13 protein-coding genes, 2 tRNA genes and 1 pseudogene are annotated in these 16563 nt (G+C 65.7%); 10 read left to right on the forward strand and 6 right to left on the reverse strand.

Annotated elements, in window-relative coordinates; genetic code table 11:
• A pseudogene (locus A5699_RS29685) lies at positions 1-325 on the forward strand (YrhK family protein); the annotation flags it as partial.
• Between the two features lie 40 nt (positions 326-365).
• Here A5699_RS29685 and A5699_RS20890 read toward each other — a convergent pair.
• On the reverse strand, positions 366-2108 hold the full coding sequence (locus tag A5699_RS20890) for a hypothetical protein (RefSeq protein WP_157561371.1): 1743 nt from the start codon (positions 2106-2108) through the stop codon (positions 366-368).
• Between the two features lie 402 nt (positions 2109-2510).
• Positions 2511-3701, reverse strand: coding sequence for an MFS transporter (locus tag A5699_RS20895; RefSeq protein WP_067773303.1), 1191 nt, complete (start codon positions 3699-3701; stop codon positions 2511-2513).
• A gap of 86 nt (positions 3702-3787) precedes the next feature.
• Between A5699_RS20895 and A5699_RS20900 the strand changes: the two genes are divergently transcribed.
• From A5699_RS20900 to A5699_RS20920, 5 genes are all read left to right on the forward strand, one after another.
• On the forward strand, positions 3788-4966 hold the full coding sequence (locus tag A5699_RS20900; RefSeq protein WP_197508353.1) for a S9 family peptidase: 1179 nt from the start codon (positions 3788-3790) through the stop codon (positions 4964-4966).
• Positions 4967-5025: 59 nt separating this feature from the next.
• A complete protein-coding gene (locus tag A5699_RS20905; RefSeq protein WP_067773304.1) occupies positions 5026-5802 on the forward strand; it encodes a fumarylacetoacetate hydrolase family protein in 777 nt (258 codons plus the stop codon).
• Between the two features lie 9 nt (positions 5803-5811).
• The gene (gltX, locus tag A5699_RS20910) at positions 5812-7278 is read left to right on the forward strand and encodes a glutamate--tRNA ligase (protein WP_067773305.1); all 1467 of its coding nucleotides are present in this window, start codon (positions 5812-5814) and stop codon (positions 7276-7278) included.
• A 138-nt stretch (positions 7279-7416) separates the two neighbouring features.
• Positions 7417-7491, forward strand: a tRNA-Gln gene (locus A5699_RS20915).
• Positions 7492-7559: 68 nt separating this feature from the next.
• A tRNA-Glu gene (locus A5699_RS20920) sits at positions 7560-7632 on the forward strand.
• 179 nt (positions 7633-7811) lie between these two features.
• Here the strand turns inward: A5699_RS20920 and A5699_RS20925 are convergent.
• Positions 7812-8513, reverse strand: a complete 702-nt coding sequence (locus tag A5699_RS20925) for an IclR family transcriptional regulator (protein ID WP_067773307.1) — start codon at positions 8511-8513, stop codon at positions 7812-7814.
• Between the two features lie 118 nt (positions 8514-8631).
• On the opposite strand from A5699_RS20925, the gene leuC reads away from it, so the two are divergent.
• From leuC to A5699_RS20940, 3 genes are all read left to right on the forward strand, one after another.
• On the forward strand, positions 8632-10086 hold the full coding sequence (leuC, locus tag A5699_RS20930; protein ID WP_067773309.1) for a 3-isopropylmalate dehydratase large subunit: 1455 nt from the start codon (positions 8632-8634) through the stop codon (positions 10084-10086).
• 13 nt (positions 10087-10099) lie between these two features.
• Positions 10100-10693, forward strand: a complete 594-nt coding sequence (gene leuD, locus A5699_RS20935) for a 3-isopropylmalate dehydratase small subunit (protein ID WP_067773311.1) — start codon at positions 10100-10102, stop codon at positions 10691-10693.
• Positions 10694-10908: 215 nt separating this feature from the next.
• The gene (locus A5699_RS20940; RefSeq protein ID WP_067773313.1) at positions 10909-11496 is read left to right on the forward strand and encodes an HU family DNA-binding protein; all 588 of its coding nucleotides are present in this window, start codon (positions 10909-10911) and stop codon (positions 11494-11496) included.
• Between the two features lie 74 nt (positions 11497-11570).
• On the opposite strand, the gene A5699_RS20945 is transcribed toward A5699_RS20940, so the two are convergent.
• The 3 genes from A5699_RS20945 to cofC are packed head-to-tail and all read right to left on the reverse strand — an operon-like array spanning position 11571 to position 15493.
• Complete coding sequence (locus tag A5699_RS20945; RefSeq protein WP_067773347.1) at positions 11571-12545, reverse strand: bifunctional NUDIX hydrolase/histidine phosphatase family protein; 975 nt, start codon at positions 12543-12545, stop codon at positions 11571-11573.
• Between the two features lie 47 nt (positions 12546-12592).
• On the reverse strand, positions 12593-14800 hold the full coding sequence (locus A5699_RS20950) for an RNA degradosome polyphosphate kinase (RefSeq protein ID WP_067773314.1): 2208 nt from the start codon (positions 14798-14800) through the stop codon (positions 12593-12595).
• A gap of 27 nt (positions 14801-14827) precedes the next feature.
• Positions 14828-15493, reverse strand: coding sequence for a 2-phospho-L-lactate guanylyltransferase (gene cofC, locus A5699_RS20955; RefSeq protein WP_067773316.1), 666 nt, complete (start codon positions 15491-15493; stop codon positions 14828-14830).
• Positions 15494-15575: 82 nt separating this feature from the next.
• Here cofC and A5699_RS20960 point away from each other — a divergent pair, with 82 nt between their 5' ends.
• Complete coding sequence (locus tag A5699_RS20960) at positions 15576-16556, forward strand: NAD(P)H-dependent glycerol-3-phosphate dehydrogenase (protein ID WP_067773318.1); 981 nt, start codon at positions 15576-15578, stop codon at positions 16554-16556.
• Positions 16557-16563 lie beyond the last annotated feature (7 nt).

Raw genomic sequence — 16563 nt, forward strand, 5'->3', positions numbered from 1 at the left:
GGGTACCCACACGAACCGACGCTCGGCCAGAACGGCGTGCGCCCACACCGACGCCACCGGGTCCTTGGCGTTTCTGATCAGTGGGGTGCTGGCGGTGGCTGCCGTGGGCCTGTGGTCACCGAAATCGGTTGACTGGCAAGCAAGCTGGGTCAACCTGGCCGGCTGTGTGGCGTTCGGGATTTCGGCCCTTGCGGCATTCGTTCGCAAGACCGGGGTGACCGACGACGAAAGGCTGGCCAACTTCGGCACATTCGTGGGTGCGCTGTGCTTTCTGGTGGCGGCATTGATGTTGCGGCCACGGTCTGCGGCATCGACTCTGCCCTGAGGGCGTGGGCTACTCGCACTTTTTCGCCCTGGCTGCAGTCTCAGTGCGGGTTGGCCATCCAACTCCGGTGTTTGATGGCCGCTTTGCGGGCTTGTTTGGCCAGTGACCGGTCGGGCAGGTGTCGTCCCAGGACATCGAGTACCTGTGCGGTCTCGGGTGCGGGATGACGCCAAAAGGACTCCAGCATTCGAAGGGGGTCGTGGCCCTGCAGGAATTGTTCACAGAGCAGGTCAGGGTGATCGACAAGCTGAGACATGATGTCGACCATGATCGTCGGGGTGATGAAGCTACCGACTGCATCACCGGTGGCGAGGCCGTGGTCGAGTAGCCAGATGGCGGCGTGTCCGGCCGCCGGTGTGTCGAGTAACTGCCGCATGTAAGGCTCGCCCACTTCGACGTCGAACATCCCCAGCAGGCGCAATCCGACGAGCCGAGACGTTGCATCCTCGGCTTCCGCGGCCATCGCCGCTACCAGTGCCGCACGTTCGGATGGCGGCACTGACGGCTTCCACGCGGCCAGCACATCTGAATGTTGTTCTGAGGGGATCGAATTCAAGGCTTCAAGAAGCTCGGGCAAGGTCATTTCGGTCAGATCGTCGGCCCTTCGGAGCCGGAGACCGGCGGCGGCCAGATAATCCGGCAGAATCTGGCGGCCGAATGCAGTCACAGAGACTATGCCGTCAGACCAGACCCGGTGTCCGTAGGGGTTCACCGATTCGGTTCTTTCGGTCCACTCCACCGCGCCAGTCATGTCCAGCATCGCCAGGATGTCGCTGAGGTCGTCGGCGAGGTGGTCGCTTGAAATGTAGTAGTTGATCTCCTCGGCATCGAACTCGCTGAGCACCACCCGCGCGTTGAGGTCGACGATGTCGTCGAAGTGCGCGTGCGAGCTCGCGGGGATCAGACCGGCGAGCCAGTGCACCACGCCTTCATCGAGCAGCTGGTGCAGTCGACCGTAGAATGAGATTCCCCGACGCGTTGACGACAGCACACCGGCCTCAAGCACAATCTGGAAAAGCGTGGTGGCCTTGGCAACCGGTGACTTTCGGGACCACGCTTGGACGGGGACAAGTCGATTCTTCACATGGCGCGTTGCGCCGGCTTCCTCGGCGAGCGCGAGCAGGTAGGCCAGGTGCCGCAGAGTTTCCGTCGACTTTGTCTTGAAGGTCTTGTCGCCGATTTTTGGGTCGATTTGGTCTCCGGTGTCGAGGAGCTCGACCAGTGCGCGTCCATCGGCAAGCTTCAGGTTTCCCTTGGGGGTCAGCGCCTTGCCCGTGTCGCCAAGATAGTCACAAAGGGCTTGGACCTTGGCCGGTAACGCCGCAGCCGACGCCACGGACACTACGTCGGCCTCGGTGGGCGGAATATAGACAAACGGCAGGTCGACCGGTGCCGGTTGTTCTATCAGGTGGTCGGTGCGGGCTCGGCGCTCATCGAGGGGCAGGGCATTGTGTTCGTCGATGCGCTGCTGCATGGCTGCCAGCAGTTCCTGCTCTGTCATGGATTCGGCGCCTTCGATCCCGACGAACAGCGCTTTGGCCATCCCGTAATTGCTGGGATCGGCCATCTTCGCGCGCATGGCGTCGGCCATGCCATTGGTGGCCCGAGCCAGCCGGCGTCCCGCGTCGGGACCACCACGGAGCTTGTGGGTGTGGCCGAGGAACAGGATGAATTCGACGAGAGCGTCGCATACCTCCCACGAGTCATCGGCGGGCAAACTCAGGTGGCGGGGGCACCATTCCAACAGAAACGTGCGGACGGTGCCCTCGTCGAGGCTCGTCAACGGCGCGGGCGCTCGCCACTCCAGGAATGCCTGTGTATGCCGTATGGCAGTGGACACGTTGCGGTTGCCACTCTCGGTGAGCCAATCCTCGAACTCGTCAAGCAGTTCGTCCGTCATGTCGGTCATCGTGGCACGCGGCTCCGACAATCGGCGGCAAGGAAAAGACAGCTGCGGGTGGCGTCCGGACGTCGGCCGGTGCGACCGAGCCGTTGCAGGAACGATGCGACGGTGCGGATCGAGGTCGCCGACGTCGATCCCGAGTTCCAGCGTGGAGATGGCGACGGTGTTGCGGGCTTCGGCGAAGTGGTATCGCCGGTGATATCAGGCTTTCAGAGTGGGTAATGTCCGCTCACCGGATGCTGTTGTGATGCGTGTGACTCGGAGGCCGGAGACGTCAGCGCCTCAGCGCTCGTCACGCACCGGATCCGCCGGCACCAGCGGCACCGCCAACAACGGCAACAACGCACACACCGCGAAGGCCGCCGGGTAACCGGCCACGCCGATCAACGCCCCGAAAAGCGGTGCCGAACTGGCGGTGGCGAGATGCTGGCTGGTGTTCTGTGTCCCCAGCGCGCGTCCGCTCCAGAACGGGCCGGCGATCTCGGCGATCGCCGTGAACGCCAAACCGTTGTCGGACACCGTGATCACCGAGGCGATCACGATCAACGCGACACTGATCGGTGAGCCCAGCCAGTCGGTGAGCGCCAGGAGCGCCATCGTCGCTGCCGCCGCCAGCGCGATGGTGCGGATGGGCCGAAGCCGTTGGCCCACCACATCAGACCATCGGCCCGCGGCGATTCGGCCGGCCGCGCCGAGCAATTGGGCGACGGTGACCAAGGTGCCGGCGGAGGCAGCGGACCAGCCGCGGTCGCTCATCAGCCACACCAGGGTGAATGTCCACACCATGCCTTGGGGCACCACCAGCAGCACCGACACGGCGTGGATGCGCCACAACACGTTCGAGCCCCGATACGGATTGGCCAGGTGCTCGGCAGGTGCTTCGTGGCGGGGTGGCCGTGGCGGATCCAGCACGCCGACAGCACACATCACCGCCGAGACAAGGCACACGATCGCCGGGAAGAGCAACGCCGTCGTCACCCCGTGTGACTCGGCGAGCCGCGGAATGACCAACGCGCCCAAACCGACTCCCAGAGGCGTTGCCGTCTGCCGGATTCCCATCGCCAGCCCACGCTGTTCCGGCGGAAACCAGCCGACCACGACCCGCCCGCTGGCCGAATTGCTACTGGCCGCGGCCATTCCGCCCAGGAGCAGGAAGGCGCCCACCGCCACCAGTGAGTCGGCTGAGGCCGCCGCGAACGCCGCCGCGGCGGTCAACGCCGAGCCGACCGTCAACACGATCCGCTCGCCGAACCGGTCGACGATGTATCCCCAGGCGATGAGGGTGAGCACCAGCCCGAAGCTCGGCATCGATGACAGCAGGCCCGCTTTCGCCAGATCCAGACCTCGCTCGGAATGCAGGGTGGGGATGAGGAATGCCGCTCCGTTGATGAATACGTTGGCGCATGTGGTCGCGGTGAGTGCGAGCGCCAACATCGACCAACGGCGGAACGTGCCGATCGATGAAACGGGCATGACTGCATGGTTTCACGGATGTCCCAAGATATTGAACTCGAATTCCATTATGTGAGATCCAGTCTCGGTTGCCATAGGCTGTGCCCGTGAAGTTGTGGCTGACAGCAATCGTCTTACTCATATGTGGATTCCTGACGGCGCCGACCGCAGCAGCGGCGGTGCCGAACTGGTCGGGACTGGATGCCCGCCACTACGACGCGCCGATTCCCCCGGCCGGCACCCTGATCCAGGCGGTGCCGTTGGATCCCGCGCTGTCGGTACCCGGCGCAGCACGCGCCTACCGCATCCTGTATTCGACCGTCGATCAACATGATTCGCCCGCCGTGAGCACCGCCGCGGTGTTCGTTCCCCGGGGCGAGGCGCCGGCCGGCGGCTGGCCCACCATCGCATGGGCGCACGGCACCGTCGGGCTCGGCGACGATTGCACCCCCTCCGCGCAACCGCGCAGCGAACGGGATGTCGAGTACCTGACGCACTGGCTCGATCAGGGCTACGCCCTCGTCGGCTCCGACTATGCCGGACTGGGCACGCCCGGTCTGATGAGCTATCTCAACAGCGTGGCGACCGCCCACAGCGTCGTCGATTCGGTGATCGCGATGCACGAGATGGACCTACCGTTGTCGCGCAAGTGGGCGATCGTGGGGCAATCCCAGGGTGGTGGTGCAGCGGTCAACAGTGCACGCTGGGCCACCGAGTTCAGCCGAGGCACCGGTCTGGACTACCGCGGTGTGGTGGCCACGGGAACGCCGTTCAACGTCGAGAGCGTCGTCAAGCAGGCCGGGCCCGACATGGCGTTGCCCCCGAACCTGGGGCCGGCCGCCAACAGCTACACCGGCTACATCTTGGCCGGCTTGCGCGAGGCACGCCCCGATCTCGACATCAACAGCGTGCTCACCCCGGCGGGCCGTGCCGCCGTCGACAAGGCCGAGGTGTTGTGCAAGCCGGACCTCGACCAGCAGCTCACCGGTATGACCCCGACCGGGTACTTCAGCGCGCCCCTGGCCACCCTGCCCGGTGCGGCGGAAGCCATCGACGCTTACCTGGGCACACCGACCAGCGGTTACGACCGGCCGATCTTCCTCGGCGTCGGGATGCTCGATCATGATGTCCCGCCGAACATGTCGCTGCAGCTCGACGAGCAGCTACGGGCCAACGGTCAAGACGTCACACTCAAGGTCTATCCCGAGGAAGATCACTCCGGCACTGTGCTGGCGTCGATTCCGGACTCCACCCCGTTCCTCGCCGCGGTGTTCGACGGTGACTGACAAAATCTGACAGGAGGCGTCAGCACTGGACGTCAACCGCCGCGCACTACCCTGGACAAATGCGCTTAGGTCGAATCGCCAGTCCGGACGGCGTCGCTTTCGTCAGTGTTGAAGGCGACGGCGCCGACACCGTCTGTAAAGAGATTGCCGAGCATCCCTTCGGCAACCCCAACTTCACGGGACGGAGCTGGCCGCTGGCCGACGTCCGGCTGCTGGCGCCGATCCTCGCCAGCAAGGTCGTCTGCATGGGCAAGAACTACGAGGCCCACGCCGCCGAGATGGGTGCCGTGGCGCCGGAGGATCCGGTGATCTTCCTCAAGCCCAACACGTCGATCATCGGACCCAACGTGCCGATCCAGCTGCCGGCCGACGCCAATCCTGTTCACCACGAGGGCGAACTGGCGATCGTGATCGGGCGGCCATGTAAGGACGTACCTGCCGCGCGAGCCGCCGAGAACATCCTCGGCTACACGATCGCCAACGATGTGTCTGCACGTGACCAGCAGGCCAAAGACGGTCAGTGGATGCGGGCCAAGGGGCACGACACCTTCTGTCCCGTCGGTCCGTGGATCGTCACCGGCCTGGATCCCTCGGATCTGGAGATCCGCACCGAGGTGAACGGGGAAGTGCGCCAGCGCAGCCGGACATCGCTGATGATCCATGACGTCGGTGCCATCGTCGAATGGGTGTCAGCGGTGATGACGCTGCTGCCGGGCGACCTGATCCTCACCGGAACTCCTGAGGGTGTCGGCCCGATCGAGGACGGTGACACGGTCAGCATCACCGTCGAAGGCATCGGCACCCTGACCAATCCCGTTGTACGCAAGCAGAAGTAGAGGTAAGTGATGACATCCCCGTCTGGTCCGGTCAGGGTCCGTTTCTGCCCGTCTCCGACCGGCACCCCGCACGTCGGCCTGGTTCGCACCGCGCTGTTCAACTGGGCGTACGCCCGGCACACCGGCGGCACGTTCGTCTTCCGGATCGAGGACACCGACGCCGCACGCGACAGCGACGAGAGCTACGCGGCGATCCTCGACGCGCTGCGCTGGCTGGGCCTGGATTGGGACGAGGGGCCCGAGGTCGGTGGCCCGTACGAGCCCTACCGGCAGTCGCAGCGTAGTGAGATCTACCGGGATGTGATCGCCCGTCTGCTGGCGGCCGGTGAGGTGTACGAGGCGTACTCGACGCCAGAAGAGGTCGAGGCGCGTCACGTGGCGGCGGGGCGCAATCCCAAACTCGGGTACGACAATTACGATCGCGACCTCACCGACGAGCAGCGCGCGGCGTTTGCCGCCGAGGGCCGTAAGCCGGTGTTGCGGTTGCGCATGCCCGACGAAGACCTGTCCTGGAGCGATTTGGTGCGCGGGCAGGTCAGCTTTCCGGCCGGCTCGGTCCCGGATTTCGCGATCACCCGCGCCAACGGAGATCCGTTGTACACCTTGGTCAATCCGGTCGACGACGCGCTGATGAAGATCACCCACGTCCTGCGCGGCGAGGACATCATGCCGTCGACGCCGCGCCAGATCGCGCTGTACCGGGCACTGATGCGGATCGGGGTGGCCGAGCGGGTCCCCGAATTCGCGCATTTGCCAAGTGTTCTCGGTGAGGGCAACAAGAAGTTGTCCAAGCGTGATCCGCAGTCGAACCTGTTCCTGCACCGCGACCGCGGCTTCCTGCCCGAGGGGCTGCTGAACTACCTGGCGCTGCTCGGTTGGGGCATCGCCGACGATCACGACATCTTCAGTCTCGACGAGATGGTGGCCGCCTTCGACGTGGCCGATGTCAACTCGAATCCGGCGCGGTTCGACCAGAAGAAGGCCGACGCGATCAACGCCGAGCACATCCGGCTGCTGACGCCGGAGGATTTCACCGCCCGGTTGCGCGCCTATCTCGATGCGCACGGCCACGACACCGGCCTGGACGACGCCGCATTCGCCGAAGCTGCCGCGCTGATCCAGACCCGCATCGTGGTTTTGGGTGACGCGTGGGGGCTGCTGAAGTTCTTCGATGACGGCTCCTACGAGATCGACGAGAAGGCCGCGGGCAAGGAGCTGCGCGCGGAGGCCGCGCCGGTCCTGGACGCCGCGCTGAGCGCCCTGGATGGCGTCGGGGAGTGGAACACCGCCAACATCGAAGCGGCGCTCAAGGCGGCCCTTCTGGACGGCCTGGAGCTCAAGCCCCGTAAGGCGTTCGGGCCGATCCGGGTCGCGGTCACCGGTGCCACGATCAGCCCGCCGCTGTTCGAGTCGATGGAGCTGCTGGGCGCCGATCGCAGCCTGACGCGGTTGCGGGCCGCCCGCGCCGCGATGTGAAGCGCGGCAGGGCCGGGCTTGGTAAAGCGGGCCCAAAATCTTTGGTAGTCTGCTCGTCGGCCCGAAAAGCAAAACGGGGAAGCCCCCGCTGAGCCGATCGGATCGAAATTGCCTTGACCTGCAGTGATAGGCAATTGATGGGGTATGGTGTAATTGGCAACACAGCTGATTCTGGTTCAGCCATTCTAGGTTCGAGTCCTGGTACCCCAGCCATCCGGAGCGGATCAGCCGGATTAGGTGAGTACGACCGCCTGAGCTATGCTGACCATCCGGAAGTTCTAGCCCCCGTCGTCTAGCGGCCTAGGACGCCGCCCTCTCACGGCGGTAGCGTGGGTTCGAATCCCATCGGGGGTACAGAAGTAGAAGCGCCCAGTTCCGGAGAACTGGGCGCTTCTGCGTTGTGTGGGTTTTTTGGTCTGCGCGGTAGTGGAGTGACCGTGGGTGGCGAAGGTCACTCTGGCGTGACGCTCGGCGGGTTGGGCGTCGAACCGGGCTCGGCGCGCCGATGCGTCAGCGGTGAACTGAGATTCGCCTCACAGTCGACGGGTGAGGGCGTCGGCGGCGGCGAGCAGATCGGCGGCCCAGCGGGCCCCCGGGCGACGGCCCATGCGGTCGATCGGCCCAGACACCGACACCGCGGCGATCACGGCGCCACGGCCGTCCCGCACCGCCGCCGAGACGCTGGCCACACCGGGCTCACGTTCGGCGGCACTCTGAGCCCAGCCGCGCTTGCGGACCTCGGCCAGCGCCCGATCGGTGAACTTGGCCGCCGGAAGCACGGCCTGCTGGGTGGCCGGGTCGGCGTAGGCCAGTAGCACTTTGGCTCCAGAGCCCGCGGTCATCGGGAGGTGGGTCCCCACCGGCACGGTGTCGCGAAGTCCGGCCGGCGGCTCCAACGCCACCACGCAGACCCGTGATTGGCCCTCGCGCCGGTACAGCTGCACGCTCTCGCCGGTGATCTCGCGTAGGCGGGGCAGTACCGCGGCCCCCGCGGCCAGCAGCGGATCGTTGACGTGGGAGGCCAATTCGGTCAGTGCCGGGCCGAGGCGCCAGCGGCCGTCGCCGTCGCGGGCCAGCAGCCGGTGGGTTTCGAGTCCCGCGGCCAGCCGGTGCGCGGTCGCTCGGGGGAGTCCGGTCCGCTCGCAGAGTTCGGCCAGCCCGCAAGGTGACTCGGCCACGGTGTGCAGCACACCCACCGCTTTGTCGAGAACGCCGATGCCGCTATCATTTCTCACAGAGAGATACTAACGTCTCGCATTGTGAGATGACAGGCGAGATGACGACAGTACCGCCCAGCCCTGGCGGACTCTTGATGCCAGCCCGCATTGCCGTTAATCGAATCGAGAAGTAGCGATGGACCAACCGACACAGACATCCGTAAAGCCGCGCACCCTGGCCGAAAAGGTTTGGGACGACCACGTCGTGGTGCGCGGCGAGGGCGAGGGCGCGGCCAAAGAGCCCGACCTGATCTACATCGACCTGCATCTCGTGCATGAGGTCACCAGCCCCCAGGCCTTCGATGGTCTGCGGTTGGCCGGCCGCCCGGTGCGACGGCCGGATCTGACGATCGCCACCGAGGACCACAACGTCCCCACGGTCGACATCGACAAGCCGATCGCCGATCCGGTGTCACGCACGCAGGTCGAGACATTGCGCCGCAACTGCGAGGAATTCGGTATCCGCCTGCATCCGATGGGCGATGCCGAACAGGGCATCGTTCACATCATCGGGCCCCAACTCGGCCTGACCCAGCCGGGGATGACGGTGGTGTGTGGGGACAGCCACACCTCGACTCACGGTGCGTTCGGCGCCATCGCGATGGGCATCGGTACCTCCGAGGTCGAACATGTGATGGCCACACAGACGCTGCCGCTCAAGCCGTTCAAGACCATGGCGGTCAACGTCGACGGCGTGCTGCCGCCCGGGGTGAGCGCCAAGGACATCATCTTGGCGGTGATCGCAAAGATCGGCACCGGCGGTGGGCAGGGGCATGTCATCGAATACCGGGGCAGCGCCATCGAAGCGTTGTCCATGGAAGGTCGGATGACGATCTGCAACATGAGCATCGAGGCCGGGGCGCGGGCCGGCATGGTCGCCCCTGACGAGACCACCTTCGAGTTCCTCAAGGGTCGCCCACATGCTCCCACGGGCGCTGATTGGAATGCCGCCGTGGCCGCGTGGAGCCAGTTGCGTACTGACGAGGGCGCCGAATTCGACACCGAGGTCTATCTGGATGCCGCTGCCCTGAGCCCCTTTGTGACCTGGGGTACCAATCCGGGTCAGGGCGTGCCGCTGTCCGCATCGGTTCCCGATCCGGAGTTGATGGGCGACGACGGAGAGCGGCAGGCGGCGGAGAAGGCTTTGGCCTACATGGATCTGCGCCCCGGGGTGGCGATGCGGGACATCACCGTGGACACCGTGTTCGTCGGGTCCTGCACCAACGGCCGCATCGAGGATCTGCGGGTGGTGGCCGACGTCTTGCGTGACCGCAAGGTGGCCGACGGGGTGCGGATGCTGGTCGTGCCGGGCTCCATGCGGGTTCGGGCCCAGGCCGAATCGGAAGGCCTCGACGCGATATTCACCGCCGCCGGTGCGGAATGGCGTCAGGCCGGCTGCTCGATGTGTCTTGGGATGAACCCGGACCAGCTGTCTCCGGGGCAGCGCTGTGCCTCGACGTCCAACCGGAATTTCGAAGGCCGACAGGGCAAGGGCGGCCGGACCCACCTGGTCTCCCCGGCTGTCGCCGCTGCCACCGCCGTCCGCGGAAAACTGGCCTCGCCTGCCGATCTGCCCGCCGCGGCCCGCTGAGAGGAACCCAAGAATGGAAGCGTTTAGCACTCACACCGGCATCGGCGTCCCGCTGCGGCGGTCGAATGTCGACACCGACCAGATCATCCCGGCCGTCTATTTGAAGCGGGTCACCCGAACAGGTTTCGAGGACGGATTGTTCGCCGCCTGGCGTTCAGATCCGTCGTTCATTCTGAATCTGCCGCCATTCGACAAAGGCTCCGTGTTGGTCGCCGGCCCCGATTTCGGTACCGGATCATCGCGCGAACATGCCGTCTGGGCGCTCATGGACTATGGCTTCCGGGTGGTTATCTCATCCCGTTTCGCCGACATTTTCCGCGGCAACGCCGGCAAGGCCGGGCTATTGGCGGCCGAAGTCGCCCAAGACGATGTCGAGCTCTTGTGGAAGCTCATCGAGCAGAATCCGGGGCTGGAAATCACTGTGAATCTTCAAGATCGCAATGTTGTCGCCGGAACGGTTGTGGTGCCGTTCAGAATTGACGATTACACGGCCTGGAGACTGCTCGAGGGGCTCGACGATATAGGCCTTACGCTGCGGAAACTCTCCTCCATCGAGGATTACGAGAAGCGCCGGCCGGCCTGGAAGCCGCGTACTCTGCCGGCCTGATTTTCGGGCCCGTAGGGGTGCTTCGGCACCCGAATTCGCCGCCTGCCTAACCGGTTCTGGACCCTCTCGGGGGGAGTCGGTGTGGGGCAAGCGGATTGCCGGATTGTTCGCTAGCTACGCCTGAAATTGCGCGTGGCTCTTGGAAATCAGTGGTCACAGGGTTTACCGTGTCCTCTAGTCGGTCCAAGGAGGACCACTGGTTTCGGAGGTTTTGGATGAACAAAGCGGAGCTCATCGACGTACTCACAACCAAACTGGGCACCGATCGTCGGCAGGCTACCGCCGCGGTGGAGAACGTTGTGGACACCATCGTCCGCGCGGTGCACAAGGGCGACAGCGTCACGATCACCGGCTTCGGTGTTTTCGAGCAGCGTCGCCGTGCCGCCCGGGTTGCGCGTAACCCGCGTACCGGCGAGACGGTGAAGGTCAAGCCCACCTCGGTGCCGGCATTCCGGCCGGGCGCGCAGTTCAAGGCGGTTGTTTCTGGGGCACAGCGCCTCCCGGCCGACGGCCCGGCTGTCAAGCGCGGGGTCACGGCAGGCCCGGCCAAGCGCACTGCCGCCAAGAAGACCGCCGCCAAGAAGGCACCGGCGAAGAAGGCCGCGACCAAGGCACCGGCGAAGAAGGCCGCGACCAAGGCACCGGCGAAGAAGGCCGCGACCAAGGCACCGGCGAAGAAGGCCGCGACCAAGGCACCGGCGAAGAAGGCCGCGACCAAGGCACCGGCCAAGAAGGCCGCGACCAAGGCACCGGCCAAGAAGACGGCTGCCAAGAAGGCACCGGCCAAGAAGGGCCGCAAGTAATTTCCGGCAAAGGCACGTCGTGAGCCCAAGATCAGCTCACGACGTGCCTTTCTCCGTGTCTGAGCCCGGTGCGGCTAAGTCCGATGCGGTTTCGACAGCGGACTGCACATGTGGTCGGCCGCGATGAGCCGGCCGCCTGCCAACGACAGAACCCAGCTGCTCCCTTTGCGATTTCCGGTCGTGGTGGGCCGGACCCCCTCCCGTTCGCACCACCAGGAGATCAGCCCCGGGATCACCTTGCCCTGTGAGCAGATCACCGGTGTGCCTGCGCGGGCAGCGATATCGAGCAGACGGCTCCGTGCCGCCTTGTGGTCGTGCGCGTAGCCCTCTTCCGACAGGGCCGGCTCATTGTGAATGTCCACGCCGAGTTCTTGGGCCAATGGCGTAATCGTCTGATGACAGCGCAGACGGTCCGCGGCGTACAACGTCGTCGCACCGAACGCGAGCAACTGGCCGACCAGTGACTCGGCCTGGGCACGCCCCTTCTTGTCCAGCGGCCGCTTACGGTCGTCACCCTTGAATCGGGACCTCCGCCCGGCGGACCCGTGCCGTACCACGATCACGGTCTTGGTATCCGGCGGGTATTTCGCGAAGCGGCGCAACACTTTTCGATCGTGCTCGTAATGAAGCTCGGTGGCCGCCGCGTCGATCGGCAGCCAGACCAGCTTGTCCACCTCGTCGTTGGGCGTGAACTCGCCGGCCGTCGCGCGGGCGGCCCAGTACCAGACTCGCTTCTTGCCCTCGGGCACATCGTAGGAGATCGAACCGAGGCGTCGGCCCAAAACCGCGTGATGGCCGGTTTCTTCGTTGACTTCGCGGACCGCGGTCACCGGTTCGATCTCGCCGGGATCCAGCTTGCCCTTGGGAAACGACCAATCGTCGTAGCGTGGACGGTGAACCAGCGCGACCTCGATGTCGCCGCCGGCGGAGCCGGCAAAACTGGCACCGCCGGCCGGACCCGTCACGTCGGTACGTGGCCGCCAGAGGACCGCACCGGCCGCCGACACGGTCGGAACCGACTTGTCCGCTGTCGTCTTGTCGTTCGACACCCTCAACTCCTGCAGGTCGTGCACCGGTACCCCGTACCAGACCCGGGTCAGGGTTGCCGGCGGCGTTCCATCAGCGATACCTGGTGATCGCGTACGGTCTGTCCTTCCTGTGGCAGTGCGGTCCAATGGCCGTCCGCCTGCAACTCCCAGCACCGGGTGGCCGGGTCCATGGCGGACTCGAACACCGCGTTGAGTTGGCCGGTCAGTCGCGGATCTTTGACCTGAGCCATCACCTCGACCCGGCGGTCGAGATTACGATGCATCATGTCGGCACTGCCGATCCAGAACTCGTTGATGGCGCGGAAGTGAATTATCCGCGAGTGCTCGAGGAACCGCCCGAGGATCGAGCGCACCGTGATGTTGTCCGAATACCCGGCTACGCCTGGCCTCAAGGCGCAGATGCCGCGCACCACGATCTCGATCGGGATCCCGGCCTGCGATGCCCGGTACAGCGCGTCGATGACCTGTTCGTCGACCAGTGCGTTGGCCTTCAACCGAATTCCGCTCGTGGCTCCCTCGTGATGGGCGGCGATCTCGCGATCGATGCGCTCGATGATGCCCTTGCGCACCCCACGCGGAGCCACCAGCAGATTGCGGTAGGAGTCCTTGCGTGAGTATCCGGTCAGGGAATTGAACAGATCGGTGAGATCGGCGCCGATGTCGGGATCGGCGGTGAGCAGGCCGACGTCTTCATACAGCCGCGCGGTTTTCGGGTTGTAGTTGCCGGTACCGATGTGGCAGTAACGACGGATCGTCGACCCTTCCCGACGCACCACCAGGCAGGTCTTGCAGTGGGTCTTGAGTCCGATCAATCCGTAGACCACATGGACACCGGCCTGTTCGAGTGCGCGGGCCCATTTGATGTTGGCCTGTTCATCGAAGCGTGCCTTGATCTCCACGAGGGCGACCACCTGTTTGCCTGCCTCGGCCGCGTCGATCAGCGCGTTGACGATGGGGGAGTCACCGGAGGTGCGGTACAGCGTCTGCTTGATGGCCAGCACGCTGGGGTCGGCCGCGGCCTGCTCGATGAAACGCTGCACCGTCGTGGAAAACGAGTCATAGGGATGGTGCACCAACACATCCCCGTCGCGCAGCGTCGAGAAAATACTCTTGGGTGTCTCCCGCTCGCCGAAAGCCGGTGGGGTGGCAGGGACGAAGGGGCGATCCTTGAGCGTCGGCCGGTCCACGTCGTAGATCTGCCACAGCGCCGACAGGTCCAGCAGGCCGGGCACTTCGATGACATCGCCGGGGGCTACGTCGAGTTCGCGCAGCAACAGCTCAAGCATGCTCTCGGTCATGTCGTCGGACACTTCCAATCGGACCGGTGAGCCGAAGCGCCTGCGCGCCAGTTCACGTTCGAGGGCCTGCAGCAGGTCCTCGTCGCGATCTTCTTCGACCTCGAAGTCGGCATTGCGGGTGATCCGGAACGCGTGATGTTCGACGATTTCCAGCCCGGGGAACAGCACCGGCAGGAACGCCGCGATGAGCTCCTCCATGGGCAGGAACCGCAGCACTGTGGATCCGTCGGCCGGCGGGCTCAATTGCACGAAACGGCCGACATTGTCGGGCACCTTGATCCTGGCGAAGTGCTGTCCGCCGTCTTCGGGATGCTTGACGGTGATGGCCAGATTGAGGCTCAGCCCGCTGACGAACGGGAACGGGTGGGCCGGGTCGACGGCCAGCGGGGTGAGGACCGGGAACACCTGTTCGTGAAAGTACTTCGAGAGTTTCGCGCGCTCAGCCTCGTCGAGCTGGGCCCAGTTGACGATGACGATGCCCTCTTCGGCCAACGCCGGGCGCACCGAACTGAGGAACACCTTGGCGTGGCGGTTGGCGATCTGCTGTGTGCGTTCGTTGATGCGGCGCAACTGCTCCCGCGGCGAGAGGCCGTCGGCCGAGCGCACCGACAGCCCCATCTCGTCGCGCCGTTTGAGACCGGCCACCCGGACCATGTAGAACTCGTCGAGATTGGATGCGAAGATCGCCAGGAACTTCGCCCGCTCCAACAGCGGGAGCGACGGATCGGCGGCCAGGGCCAGCACCCGGGCGTTGAAGTCCAGCCAGCTCAGTTCGCGGTTGAGGTAGCGGTCCTCGGGCAGCGCATCGTCCACCGCCGGTGAGGTCGCCGCCGGCGGGGCTTCAGGAGTCGACGACTCGACCGGCGGCCCCGATGCGGCTGCGGCGACGTCCCGTTTGCCGTCGGCTGGCCTGGTTCCGGGTTCGGCTTCGGTGGCTTCGCTCACCCATCCGATCATTCCTTATCGCGCGGGTCCGCGGCTACCTCAGCGGTGGTGCCTGCCGAGCGTGCGTGCGGTTGCCGGGCCGACGCCGAGGCGGCGCGCGGTCTGAAGATCGTCGGGTGTGTCGATGTCGCAGCGCAGACCGGGCCAGGCGCCGGTCAATTCGATTGCACCGGAGTGTCGATGGCGCGCAGCAGAATCGGACCCGAAATGTGGGGCCAGCGCCGTGCCGAAGGCGAACAGCGCCGACGTGCCCGTCCCGTGCCGGTCGCCGACGAAGCTGCGCCGGTGGCCGCGGGCCAGTGCCAGTGCCTCGGCCAGCTCCTGGGGCTGCAGGGCCGGCAGATCGCCCTGAAGAACAACGATATTCGGTGCGGTGGCGCGTAATTCGGTTTCAGCCGTGCTGATGGCGTTGTTGAGCGGGTCGCGATGGTCGGCCGGTGTCGGATCCACCAGCACCGCTGCCCCCAACTCCCGTGCAGCATCCGCGGCGGTGTCGTCCGGGGTTACGACTGTCACCGGGGCGATGACCGACGCGGCGGTGATCGTGTCGACGAGCATGGCCAGCACGACGGCTTCGCGGGTGGCCGCAGAGAAGATGGGCGCCAGCCGCGTCTTGGCAGCCGACAGCCGCTTCACCGCGATCACCAGGGCGACGTCGGTGGCCTGCGTTGCTGCCGCGGCGGTGTCGCTTCGGAAGCCGCTCATGGGTTCATCCTGCCAGCCCGGCTGGTGACGGCGAGTGGCACCGGAGCCGGGATAGGGTGAACGGGTGGTAGAGGCTGCGGTTATGGGTGCGGGTGCGTGGGGGACGGCGCTGGCCAAGGTCCTGGCGGACGCCGGTAATCCGGTGACGATGTGGGCCCGACGCCCCGAGGTTGCCGACGAGATCAATTCCGACCATCGCAACAGTCGTTACCTCGGCGACGTGGTGCTGCCGGCCTCGATCAAAGCCACCAGTGATCCGGCCGAGGCGTTGGCCGGCGCGTGCACGGTGCTGCTGGGTGTTCCGGCGCAACAGTTGCGGGCGAACCTGGAGGGCTGGAAGCACCTGATCGATGACGACGTCACCTTGGTGAGCCTGGCCAAGGGCATCGAGCTCGGCTCGCTGATGCGGATGAGCCAGGTCATCGTCCAGGTCACCGGAGTCGACCCGTCCCGGGTCGCGGTGGTGACCGGTCCCAACCTGGCCAGCGAGATCGCCGAGGAGCAGCCGGCGGCCACCGTTGTCGCCTGCAGCGACTCCGGCCGCGCGGTGGCTCTGCAGCGGGCGTTGACCACCGGATACTTCCGGCCCTATACCAACGCCGACGTGGTCGGCGCCGAGGTGGGCGGTGCCTGCAAGAACGTCATCGCCCTGGCCTGCGGCATGGCGGTGGGAGTCGGGTTGGGGGAGAACACCGTTGCCGCCATCATCACCCGCGGCCTGGCCGAGGTGATGCGGTTGGGTATCGCCCTCGGTGCCACCCCGGCCACGCTGGCCGGATTGGCCGGCGTCGGGGATCTGGTCGCCACATGCACCTCCGGCCATTCCCGTAACCGCACCTTCGGTGAGCGACTGGGCAAGGGCGGCACCATGGAATCGGCCTTGGTGGCCGCCGGCGGGCACGTGGCCGAAGGTGTCGCATCATGCGAGTCGGTGCTGGCGCTGGCTTCCAGTTACGGCGTCGAGATGCCGTTGACCGACGCGGTTCATCGCGTGTGCCACAAGGGATTGTCGGTGCACGAAGCAGTCGCGTTGCTGTTGGGTCGCAGCACGAAACCGGAGTAGGTGAGGC

Origin of the sequence: Mycobacterium sp. E802 (assembly GCF_001666875.1) — a bacterium.
GTDB lineage: Bacteria > Actinomycetota > Actinomycetes > Mycobacteriales > Mycobacteriaceae > Mycobacterium.